The sequence below is a fragment of the Pseudomonas sp. 30_B genome, assembly GCF_017491605.1.
Taxonomy (GTDB): domain Bacteria; phylum Pseudomonadota; class Gammaproteobacteria; order Pseudomonadales; family Pseudomonadaceae; genus Pseudomonas.
The window spans coordinates 269,724-289,762 of sequence record NZ_JAFGYY010000002.1 but is presented as its reverse complement, the minus strand read 5'-3'; the positions used below and the strand labels follow the sequence as shown (position 1 = coordinate 289,762).

Genomic DNA, 20,039 nt, shown 5'->3' with positions numbered 1-20,039 from the left:
AGAACAATTCAGCGCATGAGCGCCGAACCTTTATAGCTGCCGTTCCCAGAGGATTTGCCCCGTGGCCATCGAACAGTTCGGATACAAGCAACAGCTCCGCCGTAGTCTCACCCTGAGCGACCTGGTGATCTACGGCATGATCTTCATGATCCCCATCGCACCCTTCGGCGTGTACGGCTGGGTCCATGCCGACGCCCACGGCATGGTACCCATGGCCTACCTGGTGGGCATGGTGGCGATGCTCTTCACCGCGCTCAGCTATGGCGCCATGTCCCGCGCCTTCCCCATCGCCGGCTCCGTGTACTCCTATGCCCAGCGTGGCATCCACCCCAACGTCGGCTTCATCGCCGGCTGGGTGCTGCTGCTCGACTACCTGCTGATCCCGCCGCTGCTCTACGTGTTCAGCGCGCTGGCGTTGAACCACCTGTTCCCGGCGATCCCCAAGCTTACGTTCATGCTGATCTTCCTGGTGTCCGCCACCCTCATCAACCTGCGCGGCATCACCCTGGCGGCGCGCTTCAACCTGCTGTTCCTGATTGCCGAACTGGTGGTGCTGGCGATCTTCCTCGCCGTGGGGTACCACGCGCTGGAAGGCGGGCTGGGCAACGGTCGCCTGACGCTGGAACCGCTGCTGCAGCCGGAGCATTTCAACCTCGGGCTGGTGATGAAGGCGGTGTCCATCGCGGTGCTGTCGTTCCTCGGTTTCGACGCGATTTCCACCCTCGCGGAGGAAGTCAAAGGCGACCCGGCGAAACAGATCGGCCGCGCCTCGCTGATCGCGCTGTTCGTCATGGGCGGCATCTTCATCGTGCAGACCTGGCTGGCCACCGACCTGGCCGCCGGCATGACCTTCAAGTCGGCGGACACCGCCTTCTACGAAATCGCCGAAGCGGCCGGCGGCAGCTGGCTGTCCACCCTGACCGCCGTGTCCACCGCGCTGGCCTGGGGCGTGACCGTGTCGATCACCTCGCAGGCCGCCGTCTCCCGACTGCTCTACTCCATGGCTCGCGACGGCAAGCTGCCGCGCGTGCTGGCCAAGGTGCATCCGAAGTACCAGACCCCGCACATCAGTCTGTACCTGGTCGGCGTGCTCTCCCTGGGCATCGGCATCTACTTCCTCGACGCCCCGGATGTGCTCACCTCGCTGGTCAACTTCGGCGCGCTGACCGGCTTCTGCCTGCTGCACGTGGCGGTGATCAACCACTACTTCATCCGCCAGAAGACCGGGCAGGTGTTCAAGCACCTGGTCTTCCCGCTGATCGGCCTGGTGATCATCGCCTACGTGCTGGTAAGCATGAGCGTCGAAGCCCAGTCCCTGGGGATCGGCTGGATCGCCCTCGGCCTGGTCTATCTCGTCGTGCTGAACCGCCGTGGCAATGGCGCCGAGCTGGCCCGGGAGATCTGATCGAGCCCGCGGCGGTCTTTGACAGACGCCAGAGCGTTACCCCATAAAGGCAAGGGCTGCCGGACACCGCGTCCGGCAGCCCTTTCCGTTTAACCACAGTGCTAGAAACCATGAGTGCCAAAGACCAGGACACCGCGTCGTCATTCACGCTGGACCGCATCGACGAAGAGATCATCAGGATTCTTCGCCACCAGGGCCGCATCACCTACGGCAAGCTTTCCTCCCTGGTGCATCTCACCCCGCGCCCCTGCCAGGAGCGCGTGCGCAAGCTGGAGAAGCACGGGATCATCCGTGGCTACGGCGCGGTCATCGACGAACAGAAGATCGCCTCGGGCCTCTCGCTGCTGGTGCTGGTTGCGCTGTCGAACCAGAGCGGACGCACCGCACAGAAGGCCTTCGAGGCCTGCGTCATTGCCTGCCCGGAAGTGCTGCACTGCCAGCTGATCAGCGGCACCTTCGACTACAGCGTTCGCATGCGCTGCCGGGACATGGAGCACTATCGCGCGCTCACCGAGACCTGGCTGAACGACGAAAGCCTGCACATCGACAAGCTCGTCGCCCACCCCGAACTGACCACCATCAAGGAGTCGGCGCGGTAACCCCGCTGCCCCTCGCCTCCCGCTGATTTTCGAGCGCAGAACCACCGGCATGACCCGCGCGTCCCGCACAGCAGAATCGGCTGTGCGCGATGACGAATACAGCCGTATCGGTCGGCGCGCTCCGCCATTACAGCCAGGATTTCGCCAGGCCGGGTGGGAGAATGGCGGCATCCCACGACGCGCAATCGCCCTCTCCGGCCGACTGCGGACACCCCTGCGAAAGGACCTGGCAAGCATTGGCGTCGGGGATGCCAGAGCTGTCATTCCAATACCAATCAAAATAGCTGGAGGTCCCGCCATGACTCGCTTCGTCGATGTCCCCACGATGTCTCAACTGGTACAGGAAATCGGTGTCGCACGCTTCATCGGCGAGCTGGCCGACACCATCCAGCAGGACTTCGTACGGTGGGAATCCTTCGATAAATCGGCCCGCGTCGCCAATCATTCCGACATCGGCGTCATCGAGCTGATGCCGGTGTCCGACCCGGTGCGCTATGCCTTCAAGTACGTCAACGGCCATCCGCAGAACACCCTGCGCGGGCTCTACACCGTCATGGCCTTCGGCGTGCTGGCCGACGTCGAGACCGGCTACCCGGTGCTGCTGTCGGAACTGACCGTGGCGACCGCCCTGCGCACCTGCGCCACCTCGCTGATGGCCGCTCGCGCCCTGGCGCGGCCAAACTCCCGGCGCATGGCGCTGATCGGCAACGGCGCACAGAGCGAGTTCCAGGCGCTGGCCTTCCATGCCCACCTGGGCATCGAGGAAATCGCGGTCTACGACATCGATCCGCTGGCGACCGAAAAGCTGATCCGCAACCTGGCGGAATTCCCCAGCCTGAAAGTCATCCGTTGTAGCTCCACCGCCGAGGCGGTACGTGGCGCCGACATCGTCACCACGGTGACCGCCGACAAGGCCTACGCGACCATCCTGACCCCGGAGATGATCGAGCCCGGCATGCACATCAACGGCGTCGGCGGCGACTGCCCCGGCAAGACCGAGCTGCACGCGGACGTACTGCGCACCGGCAAGGTGTTCGTCGAGTACGAACCGCAATCGCGGGTCGAAGGCGAGATCCAGCAGATGCCGGCGGACTTCCCGGTGGTGGACCTCTGGCGCGTCCTGGCCGGCCAGGTCGCGGGACGCGACAGCGCCGAGCAGGTCACCATCTTCGACTCGGTCGGCTTCGCCCTGGAGGACTACTCCGCGCTGCGCTACGTGAACGAGCAGGCGACCCGGCTGAACCTCGGCGAACGCATCGACCTGGTGCCCTGGGGCGCGGACGACGAGGAAAACGATCCCAAAGACCTGTTCCGCCACACCCGCGCCAACAAGGGTCGCAAGGCGCTGCGCCGCATCGCCTGATCCCGCATCATGAAAAGAACCGGCCCCTCGAAAGGGGCCGGTTTTTTATTTCACTTCACGGACAGTACTGCCTCAGAGCACCCGCGCCGGATGCTGCACGCGCGGCCCGCCCAGCTGGTCGCGCCAGGACGGCGGCTGGCGGTCGTCGCTGTCCTTGATGCCGTAGCGCAGCGCCAGTTCCGCGCTGACCAGGGTCTGCCCGGAGAGCTCCGCAAGCTTCGGATCGTCCAGCAGCGCGCGGATGATCCGGCCGTTGAACTGCGGCGTCTCGGCCATCGCCAGGAAGGCTTCGTACTGCTCGGACTTGGCCTGGCCGGCGATGGCCGTGCGTTCGGTCAGCTGCGGGCCGAGCCACAGGGAGACGGCGCCGACCGCGCTGTTCTCGAAGTCGATGGCCATGTCCGCCGCCAGCTTGTCCACCCCGGCCTTCTGCGCGCCGTAGGCCGGGCCATGCATGTAGCAGCCGGCGCCGAACGAGGAGACGAAAGCCACCAGCGCTTTCGGCGCACGCAGCAGCAGCGGCGCGGCGTAGTAGCTGGCGATGTAGGACGAGCGCAGGCCGATGTCGAGGATGTCGACCATCTCCAGCGGCTTCTCCCAGAACGGGCCGGGCTCGATCAGTTGCTCGTGGATGAAGGTGGCGTTGTTCACCAGGATGTCCAGCCGACCCTGCTCGGCCTCGATGCGCTGGAACAGTGCGCGCACCTGCGCGTCGTCGCCATGGTCGCACTGCACGGCGATGCCCTTGCCACCGGCGGCATCGATGGCCGCGGCGGTGTCATGGATGGAGCCATGCATCACCTGCCCACGCAGCGTGGCACCGCCGGACTTGAGCGAACGGCCGGTGACGTAGACGGTCATGCCGGCGGCGCCCAGCGCCTCGGCGATGCCCTTGCCGACACCACGGCTGGCGCCGGTGACCAGGGCGATACGGGGAGCCTGTTCAGACATTGTTCGAAGCCTCCTGGCTGGAGCGGGCGTGAGTCTGCCCGGCCTGTTGCTGGATGTGCTCGGCAGCGAGGAACCCGAAGGTCATCGCCGGGCCGATGGTGGAGCCGGCGCCCGGATAGGTGGTGCCCATCATCGAGGCGGCGGAGTTGCCGATGGCGTACAGGCCGGCGATGGGGCTGCCGTCGTCGCGCAGCACACGGGCATGCACGTCGGTGAGCAGGCCGCCCTTGGTGCCGATGTCGCCGGCGTTGATCTGCACCGCGTAGAACGGCGCCTTGAGCAGCGGCGCCAGGCACGGGTTGGGCAGCACGGTGGGGTCGCCGTAATAGCGGTCGAAAGCCGACTCGCCCTTGTGGAAGTCCGGGTCCTGGCCCAGCGCCGCATTGCGGTTGAAGCGCTCGAGCGTACGGGCCAGGCCCGCGCCGTCGACGCCGATGGCAGTGGCCAGTTCGGCGATGCTGTCGGCCTTGTGGTAGTAGCCGTGCAGGTGCTTGGGCAGGCGGTTGTCGGGTTGCGCGTAGCCCGGCAGCAAGGCGCCGCAGGGGTATTTGCGGCGGAACTCGGCGTCGAACACCATCCAGCACGGCACACTGCGCGCCTGCTCGGTGTTGTGGCCGTACATGGCGTAGACGATGTCGGTGTAGGGCGCGGCTTCGTTGACGAAGCGCTGGCCGGCGGAGTCCACCAGCACGCAACCCGGCAGGGTGCGCTCGACGAACAGCGCGCGCTGCTTTTCCTCACCTTCGACGTGGGTGGTCGGTGCCCACCAGGCATGTTCCATCAGCGCGGTAGCTGCGCCCAGTGCCTGGCCGGCGCGGATGCCATCGCCGCTGTTGTACGGCGGCGTGGCGCTCCACTGGCTCTGCGATGGCTGCGGATGGTACTGGCTGCGCATCGCCTGGTTGCGTTCGAAGCCACCGGCGGCAATGACCACCGCCTTGCGGGCGTGCACCCGCAGCGGACGGCCCTTGTGCAGCAGTTCGGCGCCCACCACCCGGCCGTCTTCCTCGATCAGGCCCTGCAGCGGCGCCTCCAGCCATAGCGGTACCTGGCGATCGAGCAGCGAACGGCGCAGCGCGGCGACCAGGGCGTTGCCCAGGGTCAGGAAGCGGTCGCGCTTCGAGCTCAGTCGTCCGCCCAGGTCGCGCCAGTAGCGCCAGAGAATCTTCATTGTCAGCCCGACCCAACCGGGGCCACGACAGAGCAGCACGCGCGCTTCCTTCATGGTCATGGCGACGCGGCCCATCATCAGGGTGCCCGGCGACGGCTCGCGCATCCGCGCGAATTCCTCGCCCAGCTCGCGGGCGTCGAACGGCAGCGGGTCCATGGAGCGGAAGCCCGGCTTGCCGCCCGGAACCTCGGGGTAATAGTCGGCGTACTCGGGCTGCGCCTCGAAGCGCACCCGACTGTTCGCCTCCAGGTATTCGACCATGCGCCGGCCGTGTTCGACGTAGGCCTCGACGCGGCCATCGGTCACCAGATCCCGAGTCACGGCGCGGATGTAGCGGATCGCTTCCTGCGCCGAATCCTGTCCGCCGAGGGCGGCGATCCGATGGTTGCAGGGAATCCAGATGCCACCGCCGGACACCGCCGAGGTGCCGCCGTAACGGTCGCTCTTCTCCACCACCAACACGTCCATGCCGAAGTCGCGGGCACGCAGTGCGGCGGTCATGCCACCGGCGCCGCTGCCCACCACCAGCACGTCACATTCGTAGTCCCACTCGCGGCTCTGCTGGCCGCTCGCCCTTGCGTTCATTCGCTGTTCTCCGGGAGCTGGCGCGGGTCCTTGCCCACACCTCCTCAGCGATTTTTCGCGCAGCCCAGGCGTACCAACATCGTCCGATGGGACTAGCCCGGGAGGGGCTCCGGCACCGTCCCGCCGGCTTAGTCCCTTCGGACGATGTTGACGAATCCGGGTGACCACATAGTCAGCCCCGCCACACTCCCGCCAACACAGTTCCGGGTCTGGACGAACGTGCCTGCCCGAGCAGAGGACGAAATGACAAGAATAAGAATCGCCTTCCAGCCGATGCCCCTTGCCGTTGCGATCAGCGCCTCCAGCCTGTTCCTGGCCAGCCAGGCCCAGGCACTGTCGTTCGATGTCAACGACGACCTCAAGGTCAACTGGAACACCACCGTCAGCTACGGCCTCGCCTGGCGTACCGAGAAGCGCGCCCACGCGCTGTCCAACGGTGGCAGCAACCCGGCGATCGCCAACATCGACGACGGCAACAACGCCTTCGATCGCGGCAGCTTGATCAACAACCGCGCCAGCTTCCTCACTGAAGCCGACTTCAAGTTCCGCGACGACTTCGGCCTGTTCGCCCGCGCCACCGGCTTCTACGACGACGTCTATCACCACAGCAACGACAACACCACCGGCACCTCCAACTGCGTCGCCGCCGGCCGTTGCAACAAGGCCGACGAATTCCCCGAGGACACCGTCGACCAGCATGGCGACGGCGTGCGCATGCTCGACACCTATGGCTACGGCACCTGGGACCTGGACGGCCACGCGCTCAACGCACGCCTCGGCAACCAGGTGGTGAGCTGGGGTGAAAGCCTGTTCAACGGCTTCGGCATCTCCGGCGCGATGAGCCCGGTGGACGCCACCAAGGCCAATACCCCCGGTATCGAGATCAAGGAACTGTTCCTGCCGGTCGGCCAGGCCTTCGTGCAGTACGCCCTCACCGACGCCCTCGGCGTGCAGGCCTACTACCAGTACAAGTGGCAGAAGACCGAGATCGACGGCGTCGGCAGCTACTTCTCGATCACCGACCAGATGGACCGCGGCGGCTACAGCGACGCCTTCGGCCTGACCCGCCGCATCGGCGATGACAAGCCCGACGACTCCGGCCAGTTCGGCCTGGCGATGACCTACAGCGCCGAGCAACTCGCCAACACCGAGTTCGGCCTGTACTACGTGCGCTTCCACGATAAGTCGCCGCAGCTGGACTTCCTCAGCCACTGGAACCAGGCCGAGTACCAGGTGCGCTACTTCGACGACATCGACCTGTACGGCGCGAGCTTCTCCACCGTGCTGGGCGACACCAACGTCAGCGGCGAACTGAGCTACCGCGACGGTCAGCCGGTGCTGGTGGATACCGGCCTGGTGCCGCACCCGGTGCGCGCCAAGACCATGGAAGCGTTGATGTCCTTCATCCACTCCTATGGCAACCAGCCCTTTGCCGACAACGTCACCCTGACCGGCGAGGTGGGCTACAACCGCGTGCTGAGCAACGACAAGGCACCCAGCTTCGACGTCTTCGTGCCCACCGGCACCGGCGGCTACGCGATGGTCGAGACCCCCAACACCGGCGCCCTGTACTACGACAAGTCGGCCTGGGGTTACACCGTCAACCTCACCCTTGATTACAACAACGTCTTCAACGGCTGGGACCTCAGCGTTCCGCTGATCTTCAGCCAGGCCGTCAACGGCAACTCGTCGATGCCCGGCAGCTTCGGCCTGGGCGAAGGCGACGACCGCCTGGGCGTCGGCACCACCTGGCGCTACCTGAACAACTTCGCCATCGAGGCCCGTTACAACGTGTTCCTCGGCAACCCGAGCGAAACCGCCCTGTCCGACCGCGACAACGTCTCGCTCAGCGCGAAATACAGCTTCTGATCCTGATATCGAGGAGAACAAGAAAATGACGTGCAAAACCCGCCTGCTGCCCCTCTTCATCTCCATCGGCCTGGCCGCCGCCACCCTTAACGCCCATGCCCAGGCCAGCCCCGAGGAAATCGCCCGCCTGGGCAAGGACCTGACCCCGATGGGCGCCGAGAAAGCCGGCAACGCCGACGGCAGCATCCCTGCCTGGACTGGCAAATGGCGCGGCGCGCCGCCCCAGGTGAAGTTCGACGGCACCGGCCACAAGCGTCCCGATCCGTACCCGGACGAGAAGCCGCTGTACACCATTACCGCGCAGAACATGGACCAGTATGCGAGCAAGCTGTCCGACGGCCAGAAGGCCCTGTTCAAGCGCTATCCGCAGACCTACAAGCTGGTCGTCTACCCGAGCCACCGCGACTTCCGCTACTCCGAAGCCGTGGAAAACAACATCAAGTACAACGCCGCCAACGCCCAGCTGGTCAGTGACGGCTACGGTGTCACCAACGCCTACGGCGCCTCGCCCTTCCCGATTCCGAAGAACGGCTACGAGCTGATCTGGAACCACAACCTGCCCAGCCGTGCCTGGAAGGAAGAAGCCACCTACCTGATGGCCCTGACCCTGTCCAACCAGAGCCGCGTGTTCGAGAAGGTCCACTACCAGATCCTCTCGCCCTGGGATAACCCCACCGGCGACGCCAAGGCCTACGACGGCATCCAGGCCTACGCGATGATCAGCACCCTGGAGCCGGTGCGCAAGAAAGGCGAGATCATCCTCACCAACGAATTCAGCAACCCGGTGGCCCAGCCCCGCCAGAGCTGGCAGTACATCCCCGGCACCCGCCGCGTGCGCCGCGCGCCCACCGTCGGCTATGACACTCCGTACGGCGCCGGTGGCTTCCGCGTGATGGACGAGGACCGCCTGTTCAACGGCGCCCCGGACCGCTACGAATGGAAGATGGTCGGCAAGCAGGAGATGTACATCCCGTACAACAACTACAAGCTCGACGACCCGGATCAGGACCTGAACGCCCTGCTCACCGAGAACGGCCACCTGAACCCCGACGCCGTGCGCTATGAACTGCACCGTGTGTGGGTACTGGAAGGCACCCTGCGTCCGGGCAGCCGCCACATCTACGCCAAGCGCCGCCTGTACCTCGACGAGGACAGCTGGACCGCCACCCTCGCCGACAACTACGACGCCAAGGGCCAGCTGTGGCGCACCAACGTGCAGACCTCGGTCTACGCCTACGAGATCCAGGCCTTCCACGCCCGCGTCGCGGTGTACCACGACCTGATCGCCGGCTCCTACCTGGTCGACCGCCTGGTCAACGGCATGGGCGGCACCGCCCACCTGAACGACGCTCGCTTCGACGCCAGCTACTTCACCGCCAGCAACCTGCGCAAGCTCGGTCAGTAAGCCTGCCAGGCCGGACGTCCCTCACCGGGGCGTCCGGTTTTTTTTCGTCCCGAGAATTTCATTTTGGCGCGGTAGTGTTCGCGCCGGAAACGATGACGCACCCGTGCATGAGCCGCCGGGCTCATCGCACAGCGTCATGACCACCACCCTCGATAAGGATCATCCCTCGTGGCCAAGCGACTGCTCATCCCCGCTGCTCTGCTCTGCCTGCCGCACACCTCCGCCCTCGCCCTCGACCTCTCGCTGGATACCCCGCGCCTCACCGGAGCAGACAACTTCCGCGACGTCGCCGGCACCTCCCAGGCCGACGTCACCGCCAACGGCGGCGTCATGCGTTCCGGCGTGTTCTACCGCTCCAACGCCCTGACCCTGAAGGGCAACGACAAGACCATCCTCGAAGGACTGGGGATCGGCGAAATCTTCGACCTGCGCACCCCCGGCGAAATCGCCCAGGCACCGGACGTCCTTCCCGCCGGCGCGCGCTACGAGAACATCAACATCATCGGCGGCGAGCAGGTGCATCCGCCCCTCACCAGCCCCGCCGCCGCCAAGGAGTGGATGCGCGACCTGAACCGCGACTTCGTCACCGACGCCGGCCAGCGGGCGCGCTACCGCGAACTGTTCATGGAATTGGCCAGCGCCGAAGACCCGGTGATCTTCCACTGCACCTCCGGCAAGGACCGCACCGGCTGGACCGCCGCCATGCTGCAGTCCATCGCCGGCGTCGACTCGGCCACCATCATGCAGGACTACCTGGCCACCAACAGCTACAGCGCCGGCAGCATCAGCGCCACCCTGGCCAAGCTCAGCGCCTACGCGCCGGCAATGGCCGCCGTCTATGCGCCGTTGCTGGGTGTGGAAGAAAGCTACCTGCAGGCCGGCCTCGACCAGATCACCGCCAGCTACGGCTCGGTCGACAACTACCTCAAGCAAGGCCTGGGCCTGGACCAGGAAACCATTTACGTGCTGCGCGGCAAGATGGTCCGCTACGGCACCCTGCCCGGCCAGGCGGGGCTCGCCGGCAACGCCGCGGCCGGCGCCGGCCTGCTCGCCGCCCTGCAGGAAAGCGACCTCTCCGGCCGCTACAGCGCCTACAACTACTACCTGCAATCGGCCATCGACGCCGGCAGCCTGGGTGGCCTGGAACAGCGCGTCGGCGGACAGATCCACGCCGACTCGGTCAGCTACCTGCTGCGCCAACCCATGCAGATCGACAGCGCCATCGCCCCCTACGCCAGCGGCCGCGACCTGCGCGAAGGCGAGAACCAGCTGTGGATGAGCGCGCTGGCCAGCTACGTCGGCACCGACGGCTCCTCCCATGCCTCCAGCAGCAACGAGCACAGCCAGGGCATGCTGGTCGGCCTGACCCACCGCTTCGACAGCCAGACCAGCGCCCGCGCAGGCTTCGGCTACTCCAACGGCGACGTGGCCAGCTCCGGCGCCTCCGCCGACGCCGACCTCACCTTCATCACCCTGGGGGGCCGCTACGCCTTCGACAGCCTGGATCAGGGCGCCTATGCCGACCTGCGCCTGGACGCCGGCTACGTCGACTACGACAGCCGCCGCGACCTCGGCTACGACCTGGGCCGTGCCAAGGGCGATACCCAGGGCAGCCTGTTCAGTGCCCTGGCCAACCTCGGCTACCGCACCCACAGCGACAACCTGACGCTGGAGCCGACCCTCGGCGTGCGCGTCAGCCAGGTCCGCCTGGACAGCTTCACTGAACACGGCAGCGAACTGGCCCTGGACGTCGACACCGTCGACAAGACCGTCACCAGCCTGGTCGGCGGACTGAACCTGGGCTTCGGCCAGTCCCGCGTCGGCGACTGGAGCCTGGAGCCGGGGCTGAACCTGGGCTACGAGCACGCCTTCGGCAATCCCGAGGTGAAGAGCCAGGGGGCGGTCCAGGGCTTCGCCGTGGAACAGGTCTCGGCCTTCAACGACCGCGACCTGTTCAAGGTCGGCGCCGGCCTCACCGCCCGCGCCGGCGCGGTCAGCGTCAGCGCCACTGCCCAGGGCTTGCAAGGCTCGGACAACCATGGCCTGAGCGGCACTATCAGCCTGGGGTTCGACTTCTAAGTGCGGTAACCCTCAGGGGCCGACAGGGCGCCTGAGGGGTAGGCAAAAGAAAACGGCCTGCACCGAAAGGTGCAGGCCGTTTTTCTTTACGTCTTGGGTACGACCTAAAGAACCGCCGCAAAACTCTCCGGCCGGTTCAGCACACAGCGAATCCCACCCGGCAGCCCCATGGTTGCTACGCACTGGTTGCAGTGGTTGCAGCCGTTCTCGTAGCGCCCGGCCTGCTGCTGGATGTTGCGCACCAGATCGGGGTCGCGCAGCAGGGCGCGGCCCATGGCGACGAAGTCGAAGCCTTCGCCCATGGCGCGTTGCAGGCTGTCGCGGGTGCTCACGCCGCCCAGGTACACCAGCGGCATGTCGGTGGCCTGGCGTACGCGGCGGGCCTGGTCGAGGAAGTACATCTCGGCGTAGGGCGAGCTGGCGAACAGGCGGCCGCCGAACCATTTCATCGCGGTGCGCTGCAATGGGTTGGGTTCCAGCGGGATCATCTGCTGCAGCGGGCTTTCGCCACGGAACAGGTACATCGGCGAGCGGCTGGTGAAACCGCCGCTCATGACCAGTGCGTTCAGGCCATGCTCGGCCAGGCGCTGGGCGGCGCGGCAGGATTCGTCGATCTCCAGGCCGCCGGCGAAGCCGTCGCTGAGGTTGAGCTTGGCCAGGATCGGGAAGTCGTCGCCCACCGCCTCGCGCACCGCCGCCAGCACTTCCAGCGGCAGGCGCAGGCGGTTGTCCAGGCTGCCGCCGTAGGCGTCGGTGCGCTTGTTGGTGGCCGGGGAGATGAACTGGCTGAGCAGGTAGCCGTGGCCCATGTGGATTTCGATGGCGTCGAAGCCGGCGCGTTTCACGAAGGCCGCCGCGTTGCGGTATTCGTCGAGGGTCTTGCGGATGTCCGCATCGCCCATGGCGCCGGCGAAGGGTACGCCGGAGAACAGACCGTACTGGTTGATGCAGGCGCTGGGGCCGCGTGGGCGCGGGATGTTCTGCGGGCGATTGCGGCTGAAGAAGCCGCAGTGCGCCAGCTGCGCCGACACCGCCCCGCCCTCGCGGTGTACCGCCCCGGCCAGGTCACGCAACTTGTCGAAGACGCCTTCGTGCATCCACATCTGATCGGGGAAGGTCAGGCCGTCGGGCGATACGCCGCAGTAGGCCACGGTGCTCAGGGCGACGCCGCCACGGGCCATGCGTGCGTGGTGCGCGACCAGGTCTTCGCTGGGCATGCCGCCCGGGCACATGCCCTCGAAGGTGGCGGTCTTGATCACCCGGTTACGCAGGGTCAGGCCGGCCAGTTTGGCGGGTGCGAATACCTTGTCCAGCGCGTCTTGCGGGGTCATTTCAGGCCTCCTGGGCGGGGGTGAAGGGGACGAACTCGACGACCTCCAGGTCGAAGCCGGACACCGCCTTGTAGGGCGCCGGGAAGCTCATCAGGCGCATCTGGTGCACGCCCAGGTCACGCAGGATCTGCGCGCCGACGCCCAGGGTACGCTGGGGGAAATTCGGCGCCTGCAGGTGCAGGCCGTGGCTCAGCTGGTCGAGTATGGCGGCAGCGCTTTCCTGCTGCGCCAACAGTACCAGCACGCCGCAGCCTTCGGCGGCGATGCGCGCCAGGGAACGGTCCAGGCTCCATTGCTGCGGCCCGCGCGGCGGCTCGCCGGCCAGCAGGTCGCGGAAGGTTTCCACCGCCTGCACGCGCACCAGCACCGGCTGCGCCGGGTTCACTTCGCCGCGCACCAGGGCCAGGTGCACCACGTCCTTGAAGGCGTCGTGGTAGGCGCACACGCGGAACGGGCCGTGGCGGGTGTCGATGCGGTATTCGCCGCTGCGGGCGATGGTGCCTTCGTGGAGGATGCGGTGGTGGATCAGCTCGGCGATGCCGCCCATGCGCAGGTCATGGCGCTGGGCAAAGGCGCGCAGGGTTTCGCCACGGGCGTTCTCGCCCTCCTCGTCGAGGATGCCGGCGATCAGCGCCGCCGGCTGCAAGCCGGCCAGGCGGGCCAGGTCGCAGGCCGCTTCGGCGTGGCCGGCGCGGCTCATCACGCCGCCGGGCAAGGCGCGCAGCGGGAAGATGTGGCCGGGGCTGACCAGGTCCGCCGGGCCACTGGCCGGATTCGTCGCGACCTGCACGGTGCGCGCGCGGTCGGCGGCGGAGATGCCGGTGCTGATGCCTTGCGCGGCCTCGATGGAGACCATGAAGCCCTTGCCCTCGCCGCGCGGGCTGTCGGTCATCGGCTTGAGGCCGAGTTCCTGGCAGCGTGCATCGGTCAGCGCCAGGCAGATCAGCCCGCGCGCCTCGCGGGCGAAGAAGTTCAGCGCGGTGTCGTCGATGAACTCGGCGGCCTGCAGCAGCATGCCATCGCCGCCGTCATCCTCGCCGTCGACCAGCACCACCGGCTGGCCGCGACGCAGCGCTTCGATCAGGTGCAGCGGACTGTCCAGCGTCATGTCCGCCTCCTCAGGCCAGGTTGCCGCGCAGCCAGCCCGCCGCTTCCGCGAGGTAGGCGGCGGCCCGGGGGGCGAAGGGTGCGAAGCTGGCGAAGCCGTGGATCATGCCCTCGGCGCGCACCAGGGCGACCTCGGCACCCGCGGCGCGGGCGCGCTCGGCGAAGGCTTCGCCCTCGTCGCGCAACGGGTCGTATTCGGCGCTCATCAGCAGGGTCGGCGGCAGGCTGCCGAGGTCGGCGGCGTGCAGCGGCGAGGCCAGCACATCCAGCGGCGCGGGCCACTGTCCCAGGTACTGGCGCCAGAACCAATGCATCATCGGCGCTTCGAGGAAGTGCCCCTTGGCGAACTCGCGGTAGGAGGCCGTGCCACAGCTCTGGTCGGTCACCGGGTAGAACAGGCACAGCGCGTTCGGGCGCGGCCCGCCGCGCTGGGCGAGCAGGCGTGCGGCAGCGATGGCCAGGTTGCCGCCGGCGCTGTCGCCGGCCAGGGCCAGGCGCGAGCCGTCGGCACCGAGTTCGGCGGCACGCTCGACCAGTTCGCAGGTGGCGCGGTAGCAGTCTTCCGCCGGCCCCGGGAAGCGGGTTTCCGGCGCCAGCCGGTAGCCCACCGACGCCACGGCAGCGCCAGTGGCCTGGGCCAGGCGACGGCAGAGGTCGTCATGGGTGTCGATAGTGCCGGCGACGAAGCCGCCGCCATGGAAGAACACCAGCAGCGGCAGGCCGGCTTCGGCGCTCGGGCGGTACAGCCGCACCGGCAACCCATCGGCCAGGCAAAGGTCGCGCACCTCGGCCAGGGCAACGGGTTCGCCCGGCAGGCCCTGGTCGGCGAAGCTGCGGTAGGTGGGGGCGTCGAGGGTGTCGAAGTCGAGGGCGAAGGCGCCGGCGAACTGTTCGAGCAGCGCCTGCATATGAGGATCGAGGGCCATGGTCACTCCTTTTATACGTCGGCCATCAGGAAGACCGGGTTGGTCTCATCGAGGATGCTTTGCGTGCGGGCCTGCAGCGCAGGCTTGAAGTCCGGATGCGGCAGGATCCAGAAGCGCTTCTCGTCGATCGCCTGGAACACCACGGCGGCCAGTTCGTCCGCCGACATGCCCTGGCGAATGCTTTGCTCCAGCAGCGCGCCCAGCGCGGCGCCGGCGCCCTCGCCCGCCTGGTCGGAGGCCATGATGCGGCTGGCCACCGGCCCCGGGCAGAGCACCGAGACGCCGATCGGCGCGTTGAGGGCGACCATCTCGTGGTGCAGCACTTCGGAGAGCGCCACCAGCGCCTGCTTGGTCACCGTGTAGGCGGCCAGGAATGGGCTGGTGAGCAGGCCGGCAAGCGACGCGGTGTTGATCACATGGGCCGGGCGACCCTGGGCCAGCAGGGTCGGCATGAAGACCCGCAGGCCGTTGATCACGCCCACCAGGTTGATGTCGATCATGCGCTGCCACTGCGCCGCGCTCAGTTCCCAGCTGGCGCCGGTCTGCATCACGCCGGCGTTGTTGAACAGCAGGTCGACGCCGCCGAACTGCGCCAGCGCGGCGTCGCGCAGGGCCGCAAGGTCCGCTTCGTTGGCCACGTCGGTCACCCGCGCCAGCACCTCACTGCCGCCGACCCGCAGTTGCCCGGCCAGGTCATCGAGACCAGCCTGGTCGCGGTCGGCCAGCACCAGGCGCAGACCCCGTTTCGCCGCATGTTCCGCCAGGCCCCGGCCGATGCCGCTGGCGGCACCGGTGATCACGGCCACCTGGCCTTGTCGAACGCTCATGGTCATTCCTCTTTTTCAGTCTGCCGTCACCAGCAGGACCTGCTTGGTACGGGCCGCGCCCTGTTGCAGGCGGGTATGGGCCACGGCCACGTCGGCCAGCGGCAACTGTTCCAGGCGCGGCGGCACCAGCGTGCCATTGGCCAGCAGGTCGGCCACGCGCTGCAGGGTGGCGCCGCTGGGCATGCGGCTGTAGGCCACTGCCATGCGTACGCCCAGACGCTCTGCGGCGGCCATGTCCAGCGCGCCGTCGCCCGGCGCCAGGGTGAGGATCGACACCAGGATGCCGCCCTTGCGCAGCAGCCCCAGCGGGTCCGGCAGGCTGCCGCCGCCGATGCAGTCGAGGACCAGGTCGACGCCATCGGCGGACCAGTCGCGCAACACGGCGCCGATATCGTCGCGGCGGTAGTCGATGGCGCACTCGGCGCCCAGGGCGGCAACGTGCTCGCGGTTATCGCCGCTGCAGGTAGTGGCGACCCGCGCGCCGGCGTGCCGGGCGAGCTGGATGGCGAAACCGCCCACCGCGCTGCCGCCGCCATGCACCAGCACGCGCTGGCCGGCTTGCAGGCCGCCCTCGTCGAACAGGCCGGCCCAGGCGGCCAGGGCTGGCGTCGGCACCGCAGCGGCGGCGGCGAAGTCCAGCGATTGCGGCATGCGCACCACGGAGGCACGGGAGACGCAGGCGTATTCCGCGTAGGAGCCCCACTTGCCGGCGCCGATGTCACTCTGGGCGAACACCGGGGTGCCGACCGGCAGGTCGTCCACGCCCTCGCCTACCTCGGCGACGGTGCCGGAGAGGTCGAAGCCCAGCACCAGCGGGAAGCGGTATTCGAAGAAGCCGGCGAGATAGCCCTCGCGGCATTTCCAGTCGGCCGGGTTGACGCCGGCATAGCGCACCCGCACCAGCACTTCGCCGGGGCCGGGACGCGGTGTTTCGACCTCGGCCAGCTGCAGCACTTCGGCGCCGCCGACACCTTGGATGATCACTGCGCGCATCAGGAGGCACTCCGTTGGGTCAGGCTCAGCAGGCTGCTGTCGAAGGGGCAATAGGCGTGGGAAATCGAGTCGACCAGCCATTCGGGGAATTCCGGGTCGAACCAGCGATCCACCCAGCCCCAGTGATAGGGATGCGCCAGGTACTCGCCCTGCAGGTCGCCCAGCTCGGCGAATTCCTGCTGCCAGACGTAGCTCCAGCGGCTGTCGCCGATGACTTCGGAGAGCTGCCAGTTGCGGATGCCCCGTATGTACGCCGGCATCAGCAGCGTCTCGCGCACCAGCGCCTCGCGCTGGTCAGGGGTGGCATCGGCCCTGACGTGCAGCAGCAGGGTGCGCCAGATGCCGCCGGTCAGTTGCGGATCACGCAGGCCACCGCCGATGCGGCGGTAGGCATGGCGTTCCAGGCGGGCCGCGCCGGGTACGTGCGCCAGGCGCTCGGCCAGGACGTCGCCGGGGTTCTGCTCGAAGATCAGGTCGAGGGTGCAGTCCGAGGCACCCCAGCAGCCGGGCAGGTTGGCGCCCAGGGCCAGGTGGCGGAAGCCCGGCAGGTCACCGACACGCTCACGCAGCACGGCGTCGAGATCCGAAGGGTTGGCGCCGGGGACGAGGTCGAGCTGTACGCTTTCAGCCCACATGGCTCAGCCCTCCCTGGTGCTCCAGCGGCTGGCCGGGATCGCCCAGCACATGGCGCCGGCGGCTCAGGCACAGGCCATCCACCTGCGCCCAGAACTGTATGGCCTGCGCGCCCAGGCGGCTGCGCATGCCGTAGTAGCCCCAGACATCCGGCACCTGCCAGAGCAGCCAGAGGGTATTGGGTTGCCCCGGTACCGCCACCGGCGGCGACACCCAGCGCTGTTCCAGGCTCAGGCCGCGCTCGGCGCAGGACGGCAGATAGAGCTCTACCAGGTTTTGCATCACCGTATCGATGTGCTCGGCATCGAGGGTGATTTCATCGAGTATGCGGATCATCGCGAATTCCCGCGTCTTGTTGTTGTGTGGGCCAGTAAATCGATCCCCTCCTCCCGGGCCATCGTCCATTCAGACGATGCCGTCACCGCTCTGGATTGCAGAATCCAACCAGGCCCTTGCCGCCCCCCACACTCTGCCTGCGGCACCCGACGGGAGAACAACAAGATGAGCACGCTGCACCGAATCGAAGCCCGCCCCATCGAAGACCGCTACGCGCGCGGCTGGCACTGCCTGGGTCTGGCCAGCCAGTACCGCGATGGCAAGGCGCACCGCCTGGATGTCTTCGGCACCCGCCTGGTGGCGTTCCAGGGCGAAGATGGCCAGCTGAACATCCTCGACGGCTATTGCCCGCACATGGGCGCTGACCTGAGCGAAGGCTGCGTGGAAGGCAACAGCCTGCGCTGCCCGTTCCACGAATGGCGCTGGGGCGCCGACGGCGTGTGCGACGACATCCCCTACGCCAAGCGCATTCCGCCGCGGGCGAAGATCAAGTCGTGGCCGGTGATGGAACAGAACCAGCTGCTGTTCGTCTGGAACGACCCGGAAGGCAACCCGCCGATCGCCGAACAAGCCATCCCGCGCATCGACGCCTGCTATGACGACGCGTGGGCCGAATGGGAAATGGCCGATATCAAGATCGACACCAACTGCCGCGAGCTGGTGGACAACGTCTCCGACATGGCGCACTTCAAGAGCGTCCACGGCGCACCCATCGACGAGTTCAGCAACCACTTCGAGGCGCACACCGCCACCCAGGTCATGCGCGGCCGCAGCGCTCGCCTGTCCGGCGACAGCGAGCTGACCACCGTGGCCACCTACTACGGCCCGGCCTACCAGATCACCGAGATGACCGGCGCCATGGGCGGCCAGCCGATCCATTCGATCCTGCTCAACTGCCACGTGCCGATCGACCACAACAGCTTCACCCTGCGCTACGGCGTGCTGGTGAAGAAGGTGCCGGGGCTGTCCGCCGAGGAAAACCGCGCCATGGCCCAGGCCTACGTGGAACAGGCGCGCCTGGCGTTCTACGAGGACGTGGCGATCTGGCACACCAAGACCCGCGTCGACAACCCGCTGCTGTGCGATGGCGACGGCCCGGTATACCAGCTGCGCAAGTGGTACGAGCAGTTCTACACCAACGTGGCCGACCTGCCGGCGAACCTGTCCGAGCGCAAGGATTTCATCGTGTGCGCGGCGCAGGCCGAGCCGGCCTGAACCACCCGTCCCCTGCCTTGAAGGACGGATTGCCTTTTGCGGAAAACGCTGACTAATCTCGTCGGCGTTTTCGTACTACAAAAATAAGAAATGGTTCACCAATGGCACACTCGCTTTCGCTCGACCAGTTCAGCGGAATGCTCGGCAATCTGTATCAGGGCCCCCTGGAGCCCACGCCGTGGCAGTCCTTCCTCAGCCAGCTCAACCAGTTCCTCGACGGCAAGTACACCACCTTCATCCTGCGTCCGCCCAGCGACCAGAACGAAGGGCTGATGGTCAATACCAACGGCAGTTCCGCCGAAGTGGTGGCGTCCTACAACCAGTACTATTTCAACCTCGACCCGTTCGTCGACCTGCCCAGCGGCCAGGTGGTGATCCTCGACGAGTTCGTCTCCCGCGAGGAGTGGCTGGCGTCGGAGTTCTACCGCAACTTCCTCGAACCGGTGGGTGTGTTCCACATCCTCGGCGCGGACATCCGCACCAGCGATGGCGCCCTGTGCCGCATCCGCATCAGCCGTGGGGTCGAATCCCCGGGCTTCACTGAAAACGACAAGGCCCTGCTGGCCTATTTCGTGCCACATCTCGAGCGTTCGGTGGTGCTGCACACGCAGATCAACCGCATCGAGACCGAACGCAACCTCTACGCCGGCGCGGTGGATCAGTTCGCGGTCGGCACCATCATCCTCGACGAGACCGGCAAGATCCTGCAGACCAATCAGGTCGCCGAGAACCTGCTGAGCGAAAAGGATGGCCTGAAGATCAGCGGCGACACCCTGCAGGTCGGCACCCCGCGCGACAGCCAGGAGTTCCGCCGCCTGGTGAAACAGGCCCTGCAATCGCAGAAGAGCACCCACCCGTCGGTGGTCGAAGCCATGCGCGTGCAGCGCCCCTCCGGCCGCTCGGACCTGGGCATCATCGTGCGCTCGGTACCGCTGAGCGAGTGGAACGAAGGCAAGCACTGCCCCTCGGTGGTGATCTTCGTCAGCGACCCGGAACAGGAATCCCGCGCGCCGCAGGAAATCGTCAAGGCGCTGTTCGACCTGACCCCGGCCGAGGCACAACTGGCCATGCTGCTGGCCAACGGCCTGACCCTGGACGAAGCCTCCGACGAGCTGGGCATCAGCCGCAACACCGCGCGCGCCCACCTGCGTTCGACCTTCTCCAAGACGGGCGTGACCCGGCAGACCATGCTGGTGCGCCTGATCCTGCGCAGCGTGGCCACCCTTGGCTAGTCCGAGCGGACG

General features: G+C 67.1%; 17 protein-coding genes. 8 read left to right on the top strand and 9 right to left on the bottom strand.

Annotated features, from left to right (window positions below):
• Nucleotides 1-61 precede the first annotated feature (61 nt).
• From J5M67_RS03530 to J5M67_RS03520, 3 genes are all read left to right on the top strand, one after another.
• The gene (locus tag J5M67_RS03530) at nucleotides 62-1,405 is read left to right on the top strand and encodes an APC family permease (protein ID WP_207883345.1); all 1,344 of its coding nucleotides are present in this window, start codon (nucleotides 62-64) and stop codon (nucleotides 1,403-1,405) included.
• A gap of 110 nt (nucleotides 1,406-1,515) precedes the next feature.
• Nucleotides 1,516-2,004, top strand: coding sequence for an Lrp/AsnC family transcriptional regulator (locus tag J5M67_RS03525; RefSeq protein ID WP_207883343.1), 489 nt, complete (start codon nucleotides 1,516-1,518; stop codon nucleotides 2,002-2,004).
• A 298-nt stretch (nucleotides 2,005-2,302) separates the two neighbouring features.
• On the top strand, nucleotides 2,303-3,367 hold the full coding sequence (locus J5M67_RS03520) for an ornithine cyclodeaminase (protein WP_207883341.1): 1,065 nt from the start codon (nucleotides 2,303-2,305) through the stop codon (nucleotides 3,365-3,367).
• A 72-nt stretch (nucleotides 3,368-3,439) separates the two neighbouring features.
• Here the strand turns inward: J5M67_RS03520 and J5M67_RS03515 are convergent, their stop codons facing one another.
• Nucleotides 3,440-4,318, bottom strand: coding sequence for an SDR family NAD(P)-dependent oxidoreductase (locus tag J5M67_RS03515; RefSeq protein ID WP_207883339.1), 879 nt, complete (start codon nucleotides 4,316-4,318; stop codon nucleotides 3,440-3,442).
• Nucleotides 4,311-6,074, bottom strand: coding sequence for an FAD-dependent oxidoreductase (locus J5M67_RS03510; RefSeq protein ID WP_207883337.1), 1,764 nt, complete (start codon nucleotides 6,072-6,074; stop codon nucleotides 4,311-4,313). The genes J5M67_RS03515 and J5M67_RS03510 overlap by 8 nt, the downstream gene beginning before the upstream one ends.
• Nucleotides 6,075-6,317: 243 nt before the next feature.
• Here J5M67_RS03510 and J5M67_RS03505 point away from each other — a divergent pair, with 243 nt between their 5' ends.
• The 3 genes from J5M67_RS03505 (at nucleotide 6,318) to J5M67_RS03495 (ending at nucleotide 11,427) form a co-directional block, all read left to right on the top strand.
• Nucleotides 6,318-7,943: a DUF1302 domain-containing protein gene (locus J5M67_RS03505; RefSeq protein WP_207883335.1), complete on the top strand. Its 1,626-nt coding sequence runs from the start codon at nucleotides 6,318-6,320 to the stop codon at nucleotides 7,941-7,943.
• A gap of 25 nt (nucleotides 7,944-7,968) precedes the next feature.
• Nucleotides 7,969-9,348, top strand: coding sequence for a DUF1329 domain-containing protein (locus J5M67_RS03500; protein WP_207883333.1), 1,380 nt, complete (start codon nucleotides 7,969-7,971; stop codon nucleotides 9,346-9,348).
• A gap of 168 nt (nucleotides 9,349-9,516) precedes the next feature.
• Nucleotides 9,517-11,427, top strand: coding sequence for a tyrosine-protein phosphatase (locus tag J5M67_RS03495; protein ID WP_207883331.1), 1,911 nt, complete (start codon nucleotides 9,517-9,519; stop codon nucleotides 11,425-11,427).
• A 104-nt stretch (nucleotides 11,428-11,531) separates the two neighbouring features.
• On the opposite strand, the gene J5M67_RS03490 is transcribed toward J5M67_RS03495, so the two are convergent.
• From J5M67_RS03490 to J5M67_RS03460, 7 genes are read right to left on the bottom strand one after another with little or no spacing between them, the layout of a single operon-like run.
• The gene (locus J5M67_RS03490) at nucleotides 11,532-12,758 is read right to left on the bottom strand and encodes an NADH:flavin oxidoreductase (protein WP_207883329.1); all 1,227 of its coding nucleotides are present in this window, start codon (nucleotides 12,756-12,758) and stop codon (nucleotides 11,532-11,534) included.
• 1 nt (nucleotide 12,759) lies between these two features.
• On the bottom strand, nucleotides 12,760-13,866 hold the full coding sequence (locus tag J5M67_RS03485) for a 3,4-dihydroxy-2-butanone-4-phosphate synthase (RefSeq protein WP_207883327.1): 1,107 nt from the start codon (nucleotides 13,864-13,866) through the stop codon (nucleotides 12,760-12,762).
• A 10-nt stretch (nucleotides 13,867-13,876) separates the two neighbouring features.
• Nucleotides 13,877-14,791: an alpha/beta hydrolase gene (locus J5M67_RS03480; RefSeq protein ID WP_207883325.1), complete on the bottom strand. Its 915-nt coding sequence runs from the start codon at nucleotides 14,789-14,791 to the stop codon at nucleotides 13,877-13,879.
• An 11-nt stretch (nucleotides 14,792-14,802) separates the two neighbouring features.
• The gene (locus tag J5M67_RS03475) at nucleotides 14,803-15,618 is read right to left on the bottom strand and encodes an SDR family NAD(P)-dependent oxidoreductase (protein WP_207883323.1); all 816 of its coding nucleotides are present in this window, start codon (nucleotides 15,616-15,618) and stop codon (nucleotides 14,803-14,805) included.
• A gap of 15 nt (nucleotides 15,619-15,633) precedes the next feature.
• The gene (locus tag J5M67_RS03470) at nucleotides 15,634-16,611 is read right to left on the bottom strand and encodes an NADP-dependent oxidoreductase (protein ID WP_207883321.1); all 978 of its coding nucleotides are present in this window, start codon (nucleotides 16,609-16,611) and stop codon (nucleotides 15,634-15,636) included.
• Nucleotides 16,611-17,246, bottom strand: a complete 636-nt coding sequence (locus tag J5M67_RS03465) for a Dabb family protein (protein ID WP_207883319.1) — start codon at nucleotides 17,244-17,246, stop codon at nucleotides 16,611-16,613. The genes J5M67_RS03470 and J5M67_RS03465 overlap by 1 nt, the downstream gene beginning before the upstream one ends.
• On the bottom strand, nucleotides 17,236-17,580 hold the full coding sequence (locus J5M67_RS03460) for a hypothetical protein (protein ID WP_207883317.1): 345 nt from the start codon (nucleotides 17,578-17,580) through the stop codon (nucleotides 17,236-17,238). Before J5M67_RS03460 ends, J5M67_RS03465 begins: the two co-directional genes overlap by 11 nt.
• A 165-nt stretch (nucleotides 17,581-17,745) precedes the next feature.
• Here J5M67_RS03460 and J5M67_RS03455 point away from each other — a divergent pair, with 165 nt between their 5' ends.
• Both J5M67_RS03455 and J5M67_RS03450 read left to right on the top strand, forming a co-directional pair.
• Entirely contained in the window at nucleotides 17,746-18,795 is a 1,050-nt protein-coding gene (locus tag J5M67_RS03455; protein WP_207883315.1) for a Rieske 2Fe-2S domain-containing protein, read from the top strand.
• 101 nt (nucleotides 18,796-18,896) lie between these two features.
• Nucleotides 18,897-20,027, top strand: a complete 1,131-nt coding sequence (locus J5M67_RS03450) for a LuxR C-terminal-related transcriptional regulator (protein ID WP_207883313.1) — start codon at nucleotides 18,897-18,899, stop codon at nucleotides 20,025-20,027.
• Nucleotides 20,028-20,039: the final 12 nt, after the last annotated feature.

Excerpts from the sequence above, each read along its gene's own strand:
- J5M67_RS03525 (WP_207883343.1), top strand. The coding sequence starts at position 1,516 with ATGAGTGCCAAAGACCAGGACACCGCGTCGTCATTCACGCTGGACCGC.
- J5M67_RS03520 (WP_207883341.1), top strand. The coding sequence starts at position 2,303 with ATGACTCGCTTCGTCGATGTCCCCACGATGTCTCAACTGGTACAGGAA.
- J5M67_RS03515 (WP_207883339.1), bottom strand. The coding sequence starts at position 4,318 with ATGTCTGAACAGGCTCCCCGTATCGCCCTGGTCACCGGCGCCAGCCGT.
- J5M67_RS03510 (WP_207883337.1), bottom strand. The coding sequence starts at position 6,074 with ATGAACGCAAGGGCGAGCGGCCAGCAGAGCCGCGAGTGGGACTACGAA.
- J5M67_RS03505 (WP_207883335.1), top strand. The coding sequence starts at position 6,318 with ATGACAAGAATAAGAATCGCCTTCCAGCCGATGCCCCTTGCCGTTGCG.
- J5M67_RS03500 (WP_207883333.1), top strand. The coding sequence starts at position 7,969 with ATGACGTGCAAAACCCGCCTGCTGCCCCTCTTCATCTCCATCGGCCTG.
- J5M67_RS03490 (WP_207883329.1), bottom strand. The coding sequence starts at position 12,758 with ATGACCCCGCAAGACGCGCTGGACAAGGTATTCGCACCCGCCAAACTG.
- J5M67_RS03485 (WP_207883327.1), bottom strand. The coding sequence starts at position 13,866 with ATGACGCTGGACAGTCCGCTGCACCTGATCGAAGCGCTGCGTCGCGGC.
- J5M67_RS03480 (WP_207883325.1), bottom strand. The coding sequence starts at position 14,791 with ATGGCCCTCGATCCTCATATGCAGGCGCTGCTCGAACAGTTCGCCGGC.
- J5M67_RS03475 (WP_207883323.1), bottom strand. The coding sequence starts at position 15,618 with ATGAGCGTTCGACAAGGCCAGGTGGCCGTGATCACCGGTGCCGCCAGC.
- J5M67_RS03470 (WP_207883321.1), bottom strand. The coding sequence starts at position 16,611 with ATGCGCGCAGTGATCATCCAAGGTGTCGGCGGCGCCGAAGTGCTGCAG.
- J5M67_RS03465 (WP_207883319.1), bottom strand. The coding sequence starts at position 17,246 with ATGTGGGCTGAAAGCGTACAGCTCGACCTCGTCCCCGGCGCCAACCCT.
- J5M67_RS03460 (WP_207883317.1), bottom strand. The coding sequence starts at position 17,580 with ATGATCCGCATACTCGATGAAATCACCCTCGATGCCGAGCACATCGAT.
- J5M67_RS03455 (WP_207883315.1), top strand. The coding sequence starts at position 17,746 with ATGAGCACGCTGCACCGAATCGAAGCCCGCCCCATCGAAGACCGCTAC.
- J5M67_RS03450 (WP_207883313.1), top strand. The coding sequence starts at position 18,897 with ATGGCACACTCGCTTTCGCTCGACCAGTTCAGCGGAATGCTCGGCAAT.